Origin of the sequence: Prevotella scopos JCM 17725 (genome assembly GCF_018127785.1) — a bacterium.
In the GTDB taxonomy this organism is placed as follows: Bacteria; Bacteroidota; Bacteroidia; order Bacteroidales; family Bacteroidaceae; genus Prevotella; species Prevotella scopos.
On the sequence record NZ_CP072390.1, the window covers coordinates 1,607,926 to 1,625,670 of the forward strand.

At 40.8% G+C, this 17,745-nt stretch carries 13 protein-coding genes; 2 read left to right on the forward strand and 11 right to left on the reverse strand.

What is annotated here, in order from left to right; genetic code table 11:
* Window positions 1-75 precede the first annotated feature (75 nt).
* Both J4856_RS12045 and J4856_RS12050 read right to left on the reverse strand, forming a co-directional pair.
* Window positions 76-849 carry a hypothetical protein gene (locus tag J4856_RS12045; protein ID WP_025837698.1) on the reverse strand — a complete coding sequence of 258 codons (774 nt, stop codon included), beginning with the start codon at window positions 847-849 and terminating at the stop codon, window positions 76-78.
* A 26-nt stretch (window positions 850-875) separates the two neighbouring features.
* Window positions 876-1,670 (reverse strand): hypothetical protein, encoded by a 795-nt coding sequence (locus J4856_RS12050; protein ID WP_025837697.1) that lies wholly within the window; start codon window positions 1,668-1,670, stop codon window positions 876-878.
* 341 nt (window positions 1,671-2,011) lie between these two features.
* Here J4856_RS12050 and J4856_RS12055 point away from each other — a divergent pair, with 341 nt between their 5' ends.
* On the forward strand, window positions 2,012-2,761 hold the full coding sequence (locus tag J4856_RS12055; RefSeq protein WP_025837695.1) for a hypothetical protein: 750 nt from the start codon (window positions 2,012-2,014) through the stop codon (window positions 2,759-2,761).
* A 50-nt stretch (window positions 2,762-2,811) separates the two neighbouring features.
* On the opposite strand, the gene J4856_RS12060 is transcribed toward J4856_RS12055, so the two are convergent.
* The 8 genes from J4856_RS12060 to J4856_RS12095 all read right to left on the reverse strand — a co-directional run bounded on the left by J4856_RS12060 (window position 2,812) and on the right by J4856_RS12095 (window position 14,529).
* Window positions 2,812-4,806, reverse strand: coding sequence for a ComEA family DNA-binding protein (locus tag J4856_RS12060; protein WP_025837694.1), 1,995 nt, complete (start codon window positions 4,804-4,806; stop codon window positions 2,812-2,814).
* A 192-nt stretch (window positions 4,807-4,998) separates the two neighbouring features.
* Window positions 4,999-5,544: a hypothetical protein gene (locus tag J4856_RS12065; protein ID WP_025837693.1), complete on the reverse strand. Its 546-nt coding sequence runs from the start codon at window positions 5,542-5,544 to the stop codon at window positions 4,999-5,001.
* An 81-nt stretch (window positions 5,545-5,625) separates the two neighbouring features.
* Window positions 5,626-6,336 (reverse strand): ABC transporter ATP-binding protein, encoded by a 711-nt coding sequence (locus J4856_RS12070; RefSeq protein WP_025837691.1) that lies wholly within the window; start codon window positions 6,334-6,336, stop codon window positions 5,626-5,628.
* An 18-nt stretch (window positions 6,337-6,354) separates the two neighbouring features.
* Window positions 6,355-8,016: a putative transporter gene (locus tag J4856_RS12075; protein ID WP_025837690.1), complete on the reverse strand. Its 1,662-nt coding sequence runs from the start codon at window positions 8,014-8,016 to the stop codon at window positions 6,355-6,357.
* A gap of 9 nt (window positions 8,017-8,025) precedes the next feature.
* Window positions 8,026-8,844 (reverse strand): pyridoxamine kinase, encoded by an 819-nt coding sequence (locus J4856_RS12080; protein WP_025837688.1) that lies wholly within the window; start codon window positions 8,842-8,844, stop codon window positions 8,026-8,028.
* A 297-nt stretch (window positions 8,845-9,141) separates the two neighbouring features.
* Window positions 9,142-12,162, reverse strand: a complete 3,021-nt coding sequence (secDF, locus tag J4856_RS12085) for a protein translocase subunit SecDF (protein ID WP_065367677.1) — start codon at window positions 12,160-12,162, stop codon at window positions 9,142-9,144.
* A 105-nt stretch (window positions 12,163-12,267) separates the two neighbouring features.
* Window positions 12,268-13,368, reverse strand: a complete 1,101-nt coding sequence (locus tag J4856_RS12090; protein WP_025837686.1) for an endonuclease/exonuclease/phosphatase family protein — start codon at window positions 13,366-13,368, stop codon at window positions 12,268-12,270.
* 204 nt (window positions 13,369-13,572) lie between these two features.
* Window positions 13,573-14,529 carry a rhomboid family intramembrane serine protease gene (locus J4856_RS12095; RefSeq protein ID WP_025837684.1) on the reverse strand — a complete coding sequence of 319 codons (957 nt, stop codon included), beginning with the start codon at window positions 14,527-14,529 and terminating at the stop codon, window positions 13,573-13,575.
* Window positions 14,530-14,747: 218 nt separating this feature from the next.
* On the opposite strand from J4856_RS12095, the gene J4856_RS12100 reads away from it, so the two are divergent.
* Window positions 14,748-15,023 (forward strand): HU family DNA-binding protein, encoded by a 276-nt coding sequence (locus J4856_RS12100; protein ID WP_025837682.1) that lies wholly within the window; start codon window positions 14,748-14,750, stop codon window positions 15,021-15,023.
* Window positions 15,024-15,504: 481 nt separating this feature from the next.
* On the opposite strand, the gene J4856_RS12105 is transcribed toward J4856_RS12100, so the two are convergent.
* A complete protein-coding gene (locus J4856_RS12105; RefSeq protein WP_025837680.1) occupies window positions 15,505-17,568 on the reverse strand; it encodes a TonB-dependent receptor in 2,064 nt (687 codons plus the stop codon).
* Between the last annotated feature and the right edge of the window lie 177 nt (window positions 17,569-17,745).

A 17,745-nucleotide genomic window follows, 5' to 3' on the forward strand; every position in this document is an offset into this window, starting at 1 on the left:
ACGACATAACAACTATAAAGGCAATTATAAGGTTTATCAGACCTTCTAATTGCCTTTATTTTATTGCAGATTAAACTATTCAGCAAAGCTAACTTCATCCAAATCACGTATCTTTGAAAGTCTCATCAGCGGCTTTCTCGGCAGTTTATAGATGGCGCGTTTAAGTTCAGTTTCCTTTTCATAGTCATCTCCATGGATGTTCTTATCCACAAATTTAATGCCTGTCAGAAAGTTGATGCTTAATCGCGCAAAGACCTTTGCACCATAATTACGCGACTTTTCATAACCTATCAGCATAAAGTCAGATGAATGATAGCGAAAGCAATACTCCCAAAAACCATATCTACCATAATTATAGTGTAGATAAAGTTTGCTGTCTTTTATGCTAACGTTCAACTCAGGAGGATCGTAACATCCTCCATCCTCATTCTCTGAAGAGAAACAACTTTCATTTTTCAAAGCTAACTTATAACCATTACCATGCGTAAACAATATTATAATCCCACGCCTATTACGATCAACCTTATGACCATCACGATCGTTCACAAAGCTATCCTTGCGTGTAGCCTTGATGATTAACACGCAATCCATAAGCCCATCTTTATTCAAGTCACCATAAACCTTGTCAAATAGCTTATAACCCTTAGGGATAAAACCCATTATCTGTTGCTGACCAGTAACAGATATGTGACTTCCTTTATCTATTATCATGGAGCCTGAATTCTTCTTCATAGGTTGTGAAGTCACAACTAAAAAGTCAGCCGCAAAACCTATACACCATGTCTTATCGCAACAGCCAACTAACATAAAGACTGCTAATAACAGCCCTACTACAGTCGTCTTGTTCATTTGTTTTAAAGCTTATATCTTATCTATTAATCATCTGTATTCAATCTCTCTATTTCAAGTTCATCAAAATCATCTATCTCCGAGAGTTTCTTTAATGGTTCTTTCTTCAGCTTTATAACTTTCCGTACAAACTTTTCTTCCGCATCATCATCATACTTATTGACATTATCATCATCATACTTAACCCCTGTAAGGAAGTTAATACTCACTTTTCCAAGCGCTGTTGGACCCTGACTACCAAATGATTCATAACCTATCAACATAAAGTCAGAGTCTTGATAACGGAAGCAATACTCCCAATAGCCATACCGACCATGGGCATAATGTACAAAAAGCTTACTATTCCTAATATCTATACTCAGGTAAGGAGCAAAATAAACTCCACCATCCTCATTCTCTGACGAGAAGCAGTTGTAATTCTTTACAGCAACTTTATAGCCTTTCTCTTCAGAGAACAGCACAATAATACCCCTACGATTACGATCTACCACTTTATCAAAACTGTTTTTTATGAAGCCATCCTTGCGTGTTGCCTTGATGATTAACACACAGTCATCAAGCCCATCTTTGTTCAAGTCACCCGAAATCTTCTCAAATAGTTTATAACCTTTGGGAATGAAATCAGTTATTCGCTGCTTGTCAGCAACATCATACTGACGCATATCTCCTTGTTTTTCCACCTTTGATATACGCTTCATTGACTGCCTTGCTGCGGCTTGATGGTTGGCAGTATCGGCTTTTGACCGCACCTTATCACGGCAACCTGTCAACGCCATTGCCACACAGAGCAAACAAAGAGTTATCTTACTGACTTGTTTCATGTCGTATATAGTATTGCTTTCATCTGCAAATATAGATAAAAAAAAGGATAACAAACGACAGAAAACACCTTTTATTATCACCAAAGTGTATGTGTTTACTAATCAAAAAGAAGGTAGATCAATAGCACAACAATTCTCTCCTGCGAATTATTTTCATGACAAGAAGAATTTATTTTCATGAAGATAAATATTTATTTTCACGACAAAAAATATTTATTTTCATGAAAATAATTCGGCAAGCATGGTCTCAACTTGTTTATGTCGCTACTTTTAATTACTTTTGCAACCATAGGAAAGAATAGAATCGATAGTTAATAATAAAACAAAAGAGGGTTAGGAATATGAGAAGAAAGGTTTTCTACTTTTTATTATTTACGCTGTTTGCTGTTAATTGCATGGCTTGCAACCTTTCTGCCGACACCACAAAGACAAGTAAAAAGGTTGATAATCCACTGATAGAGGACGGATATGATGTTGATGCCGACACGGTTATGGGATATTATGGAAAGCCAATTCAACACCTGACAAGCTTTACGAATAACACCATAACGCTTAATTGTCCTACACCAAACCGTTGGAAGGGCTTTTATACATGGAAAGGCTTTAAGATATCTAACTTCTATGTGAAGACGGGTGAAGCATCTTTCAAGGGAATGAATGCCGCTATTTTATCTCCGACAACGATGACGACAAGTATAGACAGCATCACAGATTCAATTTTTACCGACCGTCTTCTTGCCATTGAATACAAGGGAAGACGATGGGTTTATAGCAATGTTATCCGTAACACGGAGGCGGATACAATGCTAAGTTTTGAGGAGATTAGGACAGGAAAAGAGGGTATAGAACTGAGTTATGTGGGTGGACAAGGATACAAATATGACTATCAACTCCTTATCAATATGTCTGATGGACAACCCTGTTTGACGAACATCTACGTTGACGAATACAATTCTACTGCAAAGTATCAAGCCACACATCAATTCGATTTTACGGCGTTTGACGACGAAGGTGACTTCTCTCTTTATCGTTATCGACGCCATTTTCCAATGCTATTACGGATGGGAAACTATGAAGTCTTTTGTGAATAGCAGCCTACGCTATCTGCCCCATAAATCGTAATCACATAAAGCATCAGCACTTAAAACCGCCAACGCAGTTGAATATCGAGCCCACTTAGCGTTGAGGAGTTGACTTGCTGAAGCCCTGATGATATTGTATCACGGTCGAAATAATGCGTGGTTGAACTGCGAAGAATACACATGAGATGGCGAGATAGATCTGCCCGAGCAAACAGACTGTAGTGCATTCCCTTACCAAAGAAGGCTGGAAAGCTGAAAGAATAGAGTGGGCCACGCTCGTAGGTATAGATACGGGAAGCGAAATCGGTCGTATGGAAATAGCCTATCGCGGCATTGAGCGCAAACCACGACAGGAGTTTACATGTTCCTGTCTCACTGACCATGTAACCAAAACTACGTTTGAGATAATTGCTTACCGCAATGTCCAACTGACTTTTACTGCTCCAAGCAGTCGTTGAATAAGTCAAGGATAGACGGCCACGCTGCGTAAGTTCGTTTATCAGCGCAGTCTTATCGGCATTATCTTTCTCACGTATTCTAAAGCGATAGCGGGCCAAGAGCGACCAGCGTTGACGATTATAGGTAAGCATCAGTAGGTTATCCCACGCCTTACTGGCTGCATGTGCGCCAAAACGAGGATGTGAGAAATAGGCAATATCGGTGTAAGCCATGAGCGACAAGCCACGCCTAATATTCCAATTTGCACCGATGAGGACTCCGCTCTCGTTCTGCACCATCCCATTATCACCGAAACTACGTGCAAAGAGTGCTGTATATTGATAGCCATAATAACGCTGAACGGCAAGTAAAGAGAGATTAGAAGTAGGCTGAAAGGAGAGGTTATTCAGCATAGCAATATTTCCCTTGCTATCCATTGCCGTCTCACCAGCCAACGACCAGTGCGGGTGTTGGTAGCTATAATCTGCACTCACGTTCCAAAAGTTGTTGCCAGCGGGTGCATATTGGTGATAATATAAAGACGTATTGGGTGTTAACTCCTTATTAAAACAAGAATAAACGCCCGACAATCCTACACGAAAAGCACCCAATGACCAAGCTAAATGACTCCCAGCAGCAAACTGCGTGGCAGCATCTTTGTTATTCATCTCACGCACGATGCGGTGATAACCAGTTTTGAGAATCGTCTTAATCGTTCCGCTATCCGTAAGTGAAGCATCGATACTGCGGTAAGAAAGAAAAGTAGTAAGGTCGAGCTGCCGTGTTAACGCTGTCGTTGCAGCTACTCCTTGCAGATAGTTAGCTGCCGAACGGGAGGAGTGTGCATGAATACCTGTTGTCTGTCTGCCAAGTGTTGAGAGAACAGCAAGTTTTCCAAAACCAAAGGAGTTGTTGATAACCAATCCTTGCCCGAAGTTCACCTTATATCGTCCTATGACCAGCGCCTTCAACCGTCCCATCTTTCTTAACAGCAAATAAAAACTATAATGGTCATAACCCAGACTATTCCCATACGCAAAGAAAGGTTCACCAGCATCTTGTGCGCCAACCAATCCTGCTAGAACATAATCGCCATAACGGAAGGAATAACGGAATGAATGGGCATAAGGATAGCCAAGATAGCCATTGCGGTCGCCTTTTCGCTGATAGAAAGGAAGATGTGAAGTAAATAAAAAAGTGTGCTTTCCTCCTTTCACAATCGTTTTAAGTGTGGGAAACTTTCGTTGTTCATCTACTGGAGCGACATAGACAAAATAAGGCAGAAGCTTCCGGCGAAGGGCATCTAAGGATTCAATCATTGCCAATTCGCCTAATGACTGCATACCATGATATTGATAGACATAGGCTTGTAAGTCCTCAACCTGTTCTGCCGTAAGGAAAGGAATACGTTCCAACTCTTCCCGACTGGCCGTATTAAGGTTCAGAGGATGCTCTGCAAGCTCGGTTAATAGTTCAAAGGCTTCTTCCTTAGTATCTATATTCTCTTCACTACTTGCATAGAGTTCTTCAAACAAATCCTCCCAATCATAGGTTTGTTGTGCAATAGAAGTAAGGCTTATAAGTCCCATAAAGCAGGTCAATAGTAGATGTTTCATTCAGTTAGACTTAAAGTATTAAGACAACAAATATAGTCCTTACAACTGAGAAAAGCAAATGAAACGAAAAGAAAAGTAAAAATAAAAACCCTCTCAACCTCCTTTTAGTCCACAATTAAGGGCAAAAGCGAAGTGATGAGAGGGTTATGTTTTATGCTCTTAAGTAGGAGAGCGGTAATAGCAGAGTATCGTTTACTGAATTCTCACACTCTTTCCATCCTTATAACAAGCAATGGTACGACTGCCGTTAGTATAGATATCCTCACTACCAGGCATATCCAAGGTGAAGCCAGCAGCTTTAACCTGGGCAACAAGGTTGTCGTAAGCAGGCTGATTGAAGACGGCAATGATGATTGCTCCATCCTTAAAAGCTACGTAACTTGACACACCTTTGCGCATAGGTTTTGGATAATCCTCATACTTATCAGCTGTAAGGAGCTTCGCCAGAACACAGTTTTTATAGTACATCTTATTGAACTTATCCAAGCGATAGACCTCATAATTGGTTTTCAACTTATAACCATACTTCTTCGTAATAGCCTCAACCTTATCTGGATTCTGATACATATACAAAGCATCTGCAATACTGATAACCTCCTTCAAAGGCTCAACAGCCGCAATAGTATCTTTAACAGCAGAAGTCGTTACTGGCGCTGTTGCTTTCTGTGGTGTACCACAACTATTCAAAATTAAGGCAAGCACAAAGACGATAGAAACTATCCATACATTCTTTTTCATAAATTATTTCTATTTAAATTAATGTTTTATTTATTAAGTATTGGGTTGCAGATGCTATTAAGACATTGACAAGCACAAGGACTAACTATCTATGATTGCATTGATAGAAGCCTTTACTTCCGTCACAGACACTGCTTGTAAAGTACCATTCTTTACCTCCAATAAGCCATCAGCAAACCGTACAGCGAGTTCTAAGTCATGGGTGGAAAGGAGGATAAGCTTATCCCTTTCATGTGCCATACGCTGTAAAGACTGAAAGGTCTCGGCCTTAGAAGGAAAGTCGAGGAAAGCTGTAGGCTCATCAAGTAAGATGATGGGTGTCTCTTGCGCAATTGCTTTGGCAATCATCACCTTCTGTCTTTCACCATCAGAAAGGGTCTGAATCATGCGTCCTCTCAACTTTTCAATACCCATCGTAGCGATTGCATCATTGACAACCATGCGGTCTTCTATACGCAACCGACCAAAGAAGCCTGTATAAGGCGACCTTCCCAAGCCTATTATCTCCTCTACTGATAGGTTTTGCACATCAGGCTTCTGCGTCAAAACGATGCTCACCATTCGAGCCAGTTCTCGCTGAGAGAACGATGCTATGTCACGATTATCAAACAAAAGGCTACCTTTCAACTTAGGCAGGAAACCCGTCAGCGTTTTCAGAAGGGTTGATTTACCAATTCCATTCTCCCCTATCAGACATGACAGTTGCCCACTCTTTAACTCCAAATCGATATCAGAGATAACAGGATGGGAAGGCGAATAGCCTACTGATAAATGAGACAAGTGGATAACCATATCAACACAAAGGTTCTGTCAGACAAAGAACATGACTAATATCTGTGCAATAATAACCCTGGCAAACATTCCTAAAGGATAAACCGAAGCATAACTGATGTTGCTGGTTTCACCCTTTATCGTATCGTTTGCATAACCCAAAGCCATCGGATTAGCCATCGAACCGCAAAGGATACCACAGATAGTACCGAAATCAAACTTCTTCAATCGTAAAGCTATCAAGCCGACAATAATCACAGGAACAACAGTAAGAACAAAACCCAAGCCTATCCACAGCAAACCTTCTGGACGTACTACAGTGGTAAGAAAGTCCTTACCTGCATCCAATCCTAAGCACGCCAGATAGAGTGATAAGCCCAACTTACGAAGCATGAGTGAGGCACTACGCGTCGTATAAGCAATGAAATGTAAACGAGGACCAAAGGCTCCAGCCAATATACCCATGATGATTGGACCACCAGCAATACCCAATCGGATTGGAGAATCCATACCAGGGATGTTGAGAGGGATTGTTCCTAAAGCCAAACCAAGAAGCATTCCGAGGAAGATGACAGCAAGATTAGGTTCGTTAAGCGTCTTAACAGAGTTGCCCAAGAAGGTCTCTGCATGATCAATAGCCTCTGGTTGACCCACCAAGGTAAGGCGGTCGCCATAACGAAGAACAAGGTCTTGCGTTGCCAACAGCTTGATATCAGCACGGATAACACGGCTCACATTGACATTATAAGCATCTCGCAAATGAAGCTGACCAAGCTTTTTGCCATTTAACACACCGTTTGACAAGATAATAACACGGCTCTCCACCTTTGTGTCAAGATGATTCCAATCTACCTGTTCTTTATTCAAGTCGCGATTAACCTGCTTTCCGAATAGTATCTCCATGGCTGGAACTTCTTCGCGTTTTGACGCTACAAGCAGATTATCATTAGCTTGTAGGACCGTTGTACTCATCGGAACGATGACTTCATCACCACGCCAAATACGTGAGATAATAAACTTTCTATGTGTTCCTTGTGCTATCTCAGCGATTGTTTTACCATTAACGGCTGGATTAAGAACAACAAACTGTCCGATATAAGTATGGTCGTCTTCTGCTCCCGAATGTACTACTAAGTCGGAAGGCCTCACAAAGAACTTACGAAGAAATATCATAGCAAAGATAACACCGACAACACCTAATGGATAAGTAACGGCTGTTGCCAATGCTGCCGGACCACCACTATGCCCCGCATGTTGCAATGCTTGCTGTGCAGCACCAAGTGCTGGCGTATTCGTTGTAGCACCACAAAGGATACCAACCATGCTTGACATCGGTACATTCATTGCATATGAGAGCACGACAGACATTATGGTTCCCAAGAAGATAACGCCTAAACTCCACAGATTAAACAAGGTTCCTTCATGTCGGAAGGAGCCAAAGAAGGTTGGTCCTACACTCAGTCCGAGTGTATAGACGAAGATAACCAATCCGAAAGTCTCACAGTAGTTAAGCATCTGCTCATCTACCTGCAAGCCAAAACTACCCGCAGCGATACCAAAAAAGAATACAAAGGCAATACCAAGTGATATGCCTGCTACTCTAATCTTGCCTAAGCCCAATCCCACTGTACAAACCAGCGAGAGGACCACGACTGCCTGTAAGGCAGAAGGGATGTTAAATAGTCCGTCAATCCAGTTCATATCTTATTATTACAATACCTGAAGATATTTCTCCAAAGGGATTCCCCTATTTTTGTCTTTGTTATCTTTATTGAGATCAATCAGTTTATAAACGCCATCAATAGCCTTCTGCGTACTTGGAATCAGTAGCTCGCCATCCAACAGATGACCAATGAGTATTGCCGAGAAGATATCGCCTGTACCTGGGAAATGAACAGGAATCTCTGTATAAGGAAGACTAAAATACTTATCCGTCACATGGTTATACCCAACCACAGAAGGTGTACCATCAATGAGGATAGAAGTTATCATAGCCGACTTCGTTCCTATCAAACGCAAAGCATCAAGCAATCGTTTAGCTTCCTCAAAGTTAACACCTTTCTCGTCATACTTACTTGAAGTAAGATAACAAGCCTCGGTATAATTAGGGAAGGTAAGGTCGGCAACGCTAATCATCTCACGCATTGAGTTGATTGTTGCTGGTGTCACACCATTATAGAGTTTTCCTTCATCGCCCATGATAGGGTCAACAAAGATTGTCGTACCCCGCTCTGCCTGCTCACGACAAAAGTCAGCCACTAGTTTCGCCTGTCGTTCTGAAGCAATAAAACCCGTCGCTATGGCATCAAAGGTAAAACCAAGTTCCTTCCACACAGGGAACACATCTTTGATATAGTCTGTCGTTTCAAGAATCTTAAACTTACCATAATCAAGCGTATTAGAAACCAACGCCGTAGGAAGATTATAAACCGGATGGCCCAAATAAGACAAGATAGGAAGCATCGCTGCCGTTGCTACCTTTCCGTATCCTGCTATGTCATTTACAAGAAGTATATGTTTCTTACTCATTCTATCAATCTTTATTGGAATACAAAGGTAGTGTAAACCGCATGAACAGCAAAATAAAAACCGATAAATTGGCACGAACATTCGCAAACATCACTTTAAGAGGTACTTTTTACGGCTTAAAAGGGTATAACATACTCTCCAACACTTTTTATTAATCCTGTATTACGGCTTATATGATGGCTTTATAGAGACTAACTTCAAACAGCATTAGCTATATGAAAACAGCCCGCTACCATTGCTGATAACGGGCTGTTATATATAATAAGGTGTAAAACCTCAGTTCTGACTATCTATTGATTAAGCCTCAACAGGTGCCTCTGCAAGTTCCTTTGAACGCTTCTCAATCTTCTTACCCAATACGAGGTAAGCAACAGGAGATGCGATGAAGATTGAACTCAAAGTACCGATAATAATACCGATAATCATTGCAAATGAGAAGCTACGGATGCTATCACCACCAAGAACAAAGATAGATACGAGTACAATCAATGTTGATACTGAGGTGTTGATAGTACGTGAGAGGGTCTGGTTGATAGAATCATTGAAGATCTTCTGGATATCAGCCTTTGCAAGATTGTGCTTGTGCTTAGCCAAGTTCTCACGGATACGATCGTAAACAACCACAGTATCGTTGATATCATAACCGATTACAGTCAAGATAGCACCGATGAAGGTCTGGTCAATCTCAAGTGAGAAGCCTATCCAACCATAGCATAATGAGAAGCAACCGATAACGATTGTCGTGTCAAGAACAAGTCCAACGATTGAACCAACAGAGAAACCAATGTTGCGGAAACGCAAGAGGATATACAAGAAGATGAAGAAGATAGCCAACAATACGCTCATGATAGCATTATAAGTAATGTTCTTAGCGATTGAAGGACCAACCTTTGCACTCTGAATAATAGAGCCGCCCTCACGAATATCTGGATTCTTGAAGTTCTGTACACTTGCCTGACTAACAAAGCCACCCTTCTTCAATGCATTGTAAAGGATTGTCTCAGCCTTGTCATCCTCTGCAGGATTGTTAGAATCAATATTGTAGTTTGTTGATACACGGATTGTCTTACCATCCGTACCTAATGCAATAACAGTTGTTGTAGCAGGCTTACCAGCATTCTCACCAACAGTATTTACGAAGGCACCATTCATCACCTTACGAACGTCCTCTACATGGGTAGGCTTGTTTAATGTGACAACATAGTTGCGACCACCAGTGAAGTCAATACTGCGACTCAAACCACGAACTGCGAAACTTACAATACATACCAAGACAGCAACACCCCAAACAGTAAAGGTTGTCTTATACATACTGAGGAAGTGATAGTTCTTATTCTGCATGAAGTTCTTTGAGAACGCTGTTGTGAAGGTCAAATTCATCCACTTATCCTTACCAACACGGTTCTCGAATACGAGACGTGTGAGGAATACTGCTGTGAAGAATGAGATAACGATACCAATGATCCAAGTAGTAGCGAAACCACGGATAGGACCTGTACCTGTCACAAGAAGGATAACACCGGTGATGAGTGATGTCAAGTTAGAGTCGAAGATAGCTGAGAAGGCATTTCCATAACCTTCCTTCAATGCCTGCTTCATACCCTTACCGAGCTTCAACTCCTCCTTAATACGCTCGTAGATAAGCACGTTAGCATCTACAGCTGTACCTAAGGTCAACACGATACCGGCAATACCTGGCATAGTCAATGCCGACTGGAAGGACGCTAAGACACCCAACGTGAAGAAGAGGTTGGCTATCAAAGCAAGGTTAGCCATCATACCTGGAATGAAGTTGTACATGACAATCATGTAAAGCATCAAGAGGACGAAAGCGATAGCAAAAGAGATAAGACCCTGCTCAATAGACTGTGCACCAAGTGTAGGACCTACGACTTCCTCCTGTACAATCTTTGCAGGAGCAGGCATACGACCAGACATCAATGTGTTAGCCAAGTCCTTTGTATCTTCAATTGTGAAGTTACCAGAGATAGATGACTGGCCACCAGTAATCTCACCATTTACGCGTGGAGCTGAATAAACGACGCCATCCAATACGATTGCGATAGCCTTACCCACGTTAGCCTTTGTCAAAGCAGCCCACTCACGCGCACCTTCAGAGTTCATTGTCATGCTAACCTCAGGACGACCGTGCTGGTCAAAATTATCCTTAGCATCAGTAACAACGTCACCCTCCAATGGAGCACGACCATCAGAAGTAGTCACCTTCAAAGCATAAAGTTCAAATACATTCTTCTTATTAAGTCCATCTGCAGGCTTAGCACCCCAAAGGAGCTTCAAGTCGCTTGGCAAAATCTGCTTTGCAAGCTGGCTGTGAATAAGCTTATTGATAGCAGCTGTATCACGTACGCTAGCATAACCAACAAGGCTAAGTGCATCACCAGGCATAGTCTGTAACATAGAGAGCAATGGGTGCATCTTCTTCATTGCATCCGTCTGAGCATTCTCAGCCTTTGTCTCATTACTTGCATTGAGTATTAACTTATTAGCAGATGCATCCTTAGCATTTACCTTCTTCGTAGAATCAGTTGCTGTAGTGTCAGTCTTTGTTTCACCATTAGCCAAACGCTGATCCAACTGTACAAGGTAAGGATTTACCTCCTGATTGTTATAAGTCTCCCAGAACTCAAGGTTAGCCGAACCCTGAAGGAGTTTACGCATACGCTCTGGCTCACGAATACCAGGCATTTCAACCATGAGGCGACCCTCCTGGCCTTCCAACTTCTGGATATTTGGCTGTACAACGCCATACTGGTCGATACGATTTGTTACGACATTATACGAATTGTCGATGGCTGCAGAAACCTCCTGACGAAGTGCTTTCTCAACCTCTTCATCAGTACTCTGTGTACTAACTTTTCCCTTGAGTTGCTGTGTAGCGAAGATCTCTGCAAGTTTATGACCTGGAGCATCCTTGTGATAAGCATCTACAAAGAGAGTGATAAAGTCCTTCTGACTTTTCATCTCTTCCTGCTTAGCAGTCTCTAATGCCTTTTGATAAGCAGCATCCTGCTTGTGATCTGCCAAGAAATCAACTACATCAGGTACTGAAATCTCAAGAACAACGTTCATACCGCCCTTCAAGTCAAGACCAAGACCGATCTGTGTTTCAAGGCATTTCTGGTAAGAATAGATACCCAAATACTTTACAGAATCCTTATAATCCTGTCGTGCAATAGGGTCTTTAATCGTTGCTGCCTGACCATCATAGAAGCTTGTCGCTACTGAAAATGACAGGTAGAAGATACTTGCGAGCGTCAAGAGAATGGCTACGCAAATTACTAATCCTTTGTTTTGCATTTTATTTGATTGTTTTTAATTATTGTTTCGCTACACTTGATAGACGTGCAAAGATAATCAAAAATTCACACTTTGTGAAATTTATACCTTATAAATGTGTGTTTTTTAAGGTTTTGGGCGGTATTTAAGCCAACAATAGATGGGATAATGGTCGGAAGTAGTCACACTATTGTCAACCTTAGCCTCATAAGACTCAAAGCTATCTGAACAGAATATATGGTCGATACGGAAGTACATTCCACTCTTATGATAGCTTATCCCTGGTCCGTTTCCACTCTCAACGTAACAGTCGTTTAGCATCTTTGACATGACTCTATGCGTATAGCTCAATGGGTTGTCATTGAAGTCGCCACAGAGAATGACAGGCACATTCCGATCTAGATATTTCTTAACATATCGCGCTACAGCCTCCGCTTGTGGTGCACGTCGTGATGACACGTCGCCTAACTTTCTAAGCAGATGGACTGATTGTCGCTTAGCTTCCCCCGTTTTCATCTCACCTTTCACAAGTGTCTTAAATCCCTCTTTGTCGCCAGATGACAACCCATTACTTTCAAAATGATTATTCACAACGAGCGTCTTAGTTCCCTTAATATCAAGCATATAAGCTACGCTCTGATTACTACTAGAGCCGTAAGGGATTGAATCTTGCCAAAGGACAGGATACTTACTCAGCAACACAATGTAATCAGCACCGGGCTTCTTTTTTATCATCAACTTGAAGTATGGGTAGTGTTCCTTCAACGTTGAATAAATATGATCGCTGTTATCCAAAGCTGCCTGTGCTTCTTGCAAACAAACGATGTCTGCCTTACTCTTAACAATATAGTCAACAATAGGATTCTTCCTGGCTTCAGGTTCACTCCACGATGAGAACATAAAGACATTGTAAGACAATACTTTTATCGATCCATGTGGTTTATCCTCAGGGAGATTGAAGGGTGAATAAGTGCGGATAGGACCATAACAGAGCAAAAAACCAAGTAATGGAATCCATATAAAACGCAGACGGAAAAAACACCAGATAACAAGAAAGAGCAAATTAAACGCAAGGAGTATCGGAAAGCCGAGTCCTAAATTAGCCAACATTGGGTAATCAACAGGATTAAACCTACCAATATTTCCGACAAACAACATCAGTAGAATCACGATGATATTGCCTATCAACAATCCTCTAAATGTAAGTTTCTTGAATTTACTAAACATCTTAATTTCAAATGCTCAGGTACTCCCTACCTCTGTTATTTTTATACTTTACGAATAGTATTAATCGTTAGCAAGTAGTTATTTTAGTAAGCTGATAATTAGCAAGAATGACAAGCAATTGTCAACGCCTATATTCACAAGTTGTTGGTTGATAACTTATCCGCTATAAACCAACAACTCATGTATTTGTCAACCGACAACAGCTTAATTCTTACTACTATCAAAGAGTTTCTGTTTCTCGTCTTTTGTCAGACTATCGTAACCACTCTTACGAATCTTGTCGAGGATGCGATCTACCTCCTCTTGCTGTTGTTTCTTCTGCGCATTGTAGTCCCAGTCACTCTTACTATCAGCAGTATTGTGATGAGAAGTGTTTGTCCACGAATCGCTCGCTCCCGTCGTCGTGTTACGATTGTCATGACCTCCACGCTGTTCCCAAGAATTCTTCATGCGATCAAAGAACTGGTGCCCCTTATTCATACCAAAATCACCATAGCCAGAATAGGGATGTTTTTTCCAATAACGAATGAGAATGAAGCCAAAGAGCATACCACCTAAATGTGCCAAATGTGCCACTCCGTCATTACTTGTACCGATTGCAGAGAACAATTCTACGAGAATCGAACCCATGACTATCCACTTTGCCTTAATTGGAATAGGGATTGGAATGATGAACATACGCTCATTGGGGAATAACATTCCAAAGGCAAGAAGTACACCATAGATGGCTCCAGAAGCACCAACGGTGTTCATCATGTTCAGATAAACATCCATTGGAACAATATTGATGCCTAATCTGACAGAGTCATATTGTGCCAACCCATCAACTATATAGGTGCCATATTGTGCTAATTCTTGACAAAGTCCGGCCCCAAGGCCACAGACAATGTAATAAAAAAGAAACTTTTTGGGTCCCCATACATTCTCAACAACCATACCAAACATCCACAGCATAAACATATTCATCAAGATGTGGGTAAAACCACCATGCATGAACATATAAGTGAAAAACTGCCAAATACGGAAGTCTTTTGCTAAAAAGAAATGTAAACCAAGAATATCATTCAAATCAATATTCACGCCTCTTAAAACATAAGTAGCTATGAACACTAGAATATTGATTATAAGAAGATTCTTTGTTACTACAGGTATATTTCGCATTTGCTTTATGTCTTAATCTTTACAATATATCATTTTAAACACTGCAAAAATACGAATTTCTATCGTTATTAAGCAGAAAACAAGCGAGATAACGACTTTTTTTTATAAAATTCTACACTTTTCCCATGAATTTATTTGTTTTATAAAAGGAAACAACTATATTTGCAGCATAATCTTGTATATTACTCATAAAATTAATCAATAAATAAATCAAAATTATGAACAAAACAGAACTGATTGAGAAGATTGCAGCTAATGCAGAGGTAAGCAAGGCTGTCGCTAAGAAAGCTTTGGATGCTACTACAGAAGCTATTAAGGAAGCACTCGCTGCTGGTGATAAGGTACAACTCGTAGGTTTTGGTACTTTCGCTACAACTGAGCGCCCAGCTCACGAGGGTATTAACCCAAGATCAAAGGAGAAGATTACGATTGCTGCTAAGAAGGTTGCTAAGTTCAAGGCTGGTGCTGAGTTGGCAGATGCAGTAAACAAATAATATGTAAAGATATTACATAATATATTAAGGCAAGCTTTTCGCTTGCCTTCTTTGTTTTATAATAGCCTCTTACAACCTCAAATTATAGCTGAATCAAGCCCCTCCAAGCCTTAATCTACTACCCCAACAAACCATCTAATCCAAATTACTTTCATGAAAAGAAATAATTATTTTCACGAACATAAATATTTCTTTTCATGAAAAAAAATATTTTTCTTCATGAAAAGAATTCGGAGACGTCAATCTTTTTACGCAATGGCAACAATAAAGAAAGTAGGGAAAGACCTTCTTCTCTACCCTTTGCGATGCTATATCCAAGGATAGAAAAGAAGACTTTCCCCTACCATAATACATTAATAATGAAATTATAAAGTCACACCATAAGACGATGGATAAAGACAATTACAAAAGACTTGTTCCCAATACTTTTCGTAGTCTTTATTCCATAAATGACTAAGAATAATGGTTATGCAGCTATATGCTACATTATTCCCGTCTGTTTATTCCTCTCATGCTGCACTTTCTTATCAATCTCCTTATAGTCCTTACCCTTTGACAACTTCCAACTAAACCTAAGAGTTATCATATTACCCAAGTCTCTGCTACGATAAATATACTCTTTATGGAGGTTTTCATTCAGTACCTTACCACGCTGTATAGCGGGATGCTGTTGGAAAGGATGCTGCAAAAAGAGCGACACATTACACTTCTTCCATCTGTAACTAACACCTAAATAGACAGCAGCACCATTCCTTCCTTCATGCTCGCCTTCAACAAACCGCCATCCATTATCGGCATATCCTGTCAATGTCCATCGCCCGAGATAAGCCTGAATGTTACCACCATAGTTGTAACTTGTAAGATGATGACGATACAGACTACTGATATTAAAAAAACGATTGATACCTCCGAAAAGTGTTACAGACAGACGCTCTGGCACTACATCATACCTCACATAATTCTGTACAACAAACATCATGATATTACCAATGTTCTGCTGCGAATAAAGGAACTCATCTGTTGCCGTACGTTCATACACGCTCATATTGCTCCCAAGGTCACGTCGGTATTCCATATTCATACCACCGCTCACACGCCTACCATTATAACTGACATCAATAATATTCTTAATGACTCTTGAAGGTTGCAAATTAGGATTTCCAACCTTCCATTCCCGGCTGTTTTCCCTGATTCTTGCATCGCTCACCATAGCGTATGAGGACACACGACGATAGGTCTCAAAGGTGTAACGTGCATTTAATCCTGTCAAAATCTCGTAACTTAACGTCAACTTTGGGCGAAAAGTCCAATAATCAAAGTTGTAATCTTCCTGAGAATAGGTTTTGTTAGCCATACCAACGCCAGCCGAATAGCCTAATCGCTTCCACCGTCCTTTCACCTCAGAGAATAGATAAAGTTCTCCTCTTCGCATCTTGTTAAGAGCAGATACATCACCAGTATATTCATTATTTGTAAACGACACCGAGTGTTCCAAACCTGCAGAAAGGGTGAAAGGTTTGAGTTTATTCTCATAAATAGCTTCACTCTCCAGCGACCAAGTACGACCATCAACATCATAGGCATAAGTTCTCCCTTCTCCATTATATCCCCGCTTGTCCGTGTAAATACCCGAACCAACAACGTTAGCCGTAACACTCTGATGCTTACCAAGCTGATGAAAAAAATAAAGATCAAGAGTTGGAGAGAAATCACTTGATACATCAATCGTCCGATAAGTCTGTTCTATCGTTCCATCTCGATACACAAAATCAGCATAATTACCAGGCGTATTGCCTCCTCCCACTGACAGATTCGCTTGGAAAACATACGTAGCCGAGTCGGCAAGACTATACTTTATCTCAAACTGATTACCAAAATGACGACTCCTGCCATCGGTCTGATTGCGTGAAACCAGATAATGACTACCGTTGTTCAAGGTATAGTCAGCCGATTCCGAAGACCGAAAACCACGCTGGTCTTTATAAAGGGAAGTAAAGGTAAAAGCCAGTTCTGAATTCTTATGATTGTACTTTGCATAGAGCGTATTACCGCCATTTACTGTCGTAACAGAGTTCGATAAATCTGCTCCGAGAACGTAACCAGTGGTGTTACGCTTCGTCCGAATGTCAATGACATAGCCTATTCCGTCACCATATCTAACTCCCGGATTATCGATGAAATCGATGTTTTTTACAAGTTTTGGGTCCAGTGAAAGCAGGTCTTCTTTACTTGCCAAGGTTCCATTCAGCCTAAGTTGAACTGTTCCATTGTTCGATAAAGGCACAATGGTACGCATCACCTCATCTACTCTGATACGTGGAAGAGATAGCTTTGCAAGCAGACTATATCCATCCGTTGCCGCTTCTCGCTGTGCATCAGACGGTATAATCAGCAGACCATCAAGCTTTTTCGTCACTCGTGCAGCCTCAACTGTCACCTCTTTCATCTCTACACTCTTTGCCGTCTCACTGTTTCCTTTCTCATTCTGGGCACCAACAGGAAGTGCAAGAAAGCATAACAACAGCATCCATAAACCTTTTTCCATAGTCTTTGTTTTTTGCTACAAAGATAGAATCCACCTACTATTAGGGCAAAAATAAACACTGACAACTACCTGACAATAGCTAATTGAGGTCTGGTTAACAAGAAAAAGTACAACAAAAACTACTCAATATCCCCCTATTAGGCATAATATTCCAATAAAGAATGCCTAAGATATATA